Below are 1,674 nucleotides of genomic sequence, written 5' to 3'. Positions count from 1 at the left end.
AGGTGACCCGGCCCTCCTCCATCCACTTCTGGGCCGCCGAGCGGGTGAGCCCGTCCACGGCGGCGGACAGCACCGCATCGGCTCGGCCCGGCTCAAGTACCGTCACCGGGAAGGTCGCAGTCAGCATGGGGGTCCACCTCCTTCTTTTGGGGCTCCGGGTAGAAGAAGAGCACATAGATGAACAGGAGCACCACGCCCACGGTGATGTAGCAGTCAGCCAGGTTGAACACGGCGAAGTTCATAAAGGTGGTCTGGAACATGTCGGTGACGTAGCCCAGCACCACCCGGTCGATGAGGTTGCCGATGCCGCCGCACATCACCAGCATGGCGGCAGTGAGGCCCAGCCAGCCCTGGAACACCTTCCGGGCGGTGAGCACCGCCACCACCACCACCACCACGGCGGAGATGAGAATGAGGATCCAGGTGTGTTCCTCCAGCATGGAGAAGGCGGCTCCGGTGTTGCGTACGAAGGTCAGGTCCAGCAGGTGGGGGATGAAGGGGATGGACTGGCCCAGGTCGATGCCCGTGCGCACCAGGTATTTCACCACTTGGTCTGCCACCAGCAGCACCAGGGCGATGATTGTGTAAATCATGGTATCACCTTTGTTCTAAATTTCCACACACAGCGTGGACTCTGTGGATATTCTACCACACCCCTGGGTGCTCGTCCAGTGTTTTCCTAGTAAAATGGTATGGTAAAGGGGAAATTAGAGGAAGTGTATAAAAGGGAGGGGAGGGCGGCATACTGGAATTTATGAAAGGGGGAATGCAATCCCATGGGACACCAACAAATACCTCCGCCCCACCCCCGAAGGGAGCCCCGGGTCACCGTGCCCCTCACCGCCGACGGCATCGCCCAGGTCTTTGAGGGGTGTGCAGATTTCGGGCGGCGCACCCTCTACCTGGGGGACGACCCCCAGCGGGCGGTGGAGATGCTCTACATTGTGGGACAGGTGCGCAACGAGCGGGCCAGCGACTACGTGCTCCGCCCCCTGACTCAGTGCAAGGACCTGGCGGAGGTGGCCACCCTGGACGAGGCCTACGACCGCATGGCCAAGGGGTGCCTGTACTCCCTGGCAGTGGAGGAGCGCACCACCGCCGACCAGGTGGTCTTTGACCTCATAAACGGCTGGGTGGCCCTGTTTTTCCGGGGAAAAGACAAGGTGCTCACCCTCATGACCGCCACCGAGGAGAAGCGGTCCATCTCGCCCCCGGACAACGAGCCGGACGTGAAGGGCTCCATGGACTGCTTTGTGGAGTCCATCCGCACCAACACCTCCCTGGTGCGCCGCCGCCTCCGGGCCCCCGAGCTGCGCATCTGGGAGACCTTTGTGGGGCGGCAGTCGGTGACCCCGGTGGACGTTCTCTATATAAAAAGTATCACCGACCCCCAGCTGGCCCGCCAGGTGGAGGAGCAGGTGGCGGCCATCGACATTGACGCCATGCTCATGACGGGGAATCTGGAGCAGTATATGGTGGGGGAGGAGACTCGCACCCCCTTCCCCATGAGCCTGTACACCCAGCGGCCCGACCGCTTCTGTGCGGGGCTGGCCGAGGGGCGGGCGGCGGGGCTGGGGGACGGCATTCCCATGGGGTGGGTGGTCCCCGCCACCCTGGGCAGCTTCTACCGCCCGGGGCAGGGCCGGGGCCCCGGCCGGCGGGGTGCCTCGGCCC

At 63.9% G+C, this 1,674-nt stretch carries 2 protein-coding genes; one reads left to right on the top strand and one right to left on the bottom strand.

Going from position 1 to position 1,674, the window contains the following annotated elements:
* Positions 1 to 92: 92 nt before the first annotated feature.
* Positions 93 to 593 carry a signal peptidase II gene (gene lspA, locus E0L15_RS12140; RefSeq protein WP_168125809.1) on the bottom strand — a complete coding sequence of 167 codons (501 nt, stop codon included), beginning with the start codon at positions 591 to 593 and terminating at the stop codon, positions 93 to 95.
* A gap of 183 nt (positions 594 to 776) precedes the next feature.
* Between lspA and E0L15_RS12135 the strand changes: the two genes are divergently transcribed.
* Positions 777 to 1,674, top strand: an 898-nt coding sequence (locus tag E0L15_RS12135) for a spore germination protein (protein ID WP_168125808.1), incomplete at its 3' end; no start/stop codon positions are given.

The organism is Pseudoflavonifractor sp. SW1122 (assembly GCF_012027765.1).
GTDB classification, from domain to species: domain Bacteria; phylum Bacillota; class Clostridia; order Oscillospirales; family Oscillospiraceae; genus Enterenecus; species Enterenecus faecium.
Note: the sequence above shows the minus strand (reverse complement) of the source record. Positions and strands in the feature narration are given on the sequence as shown.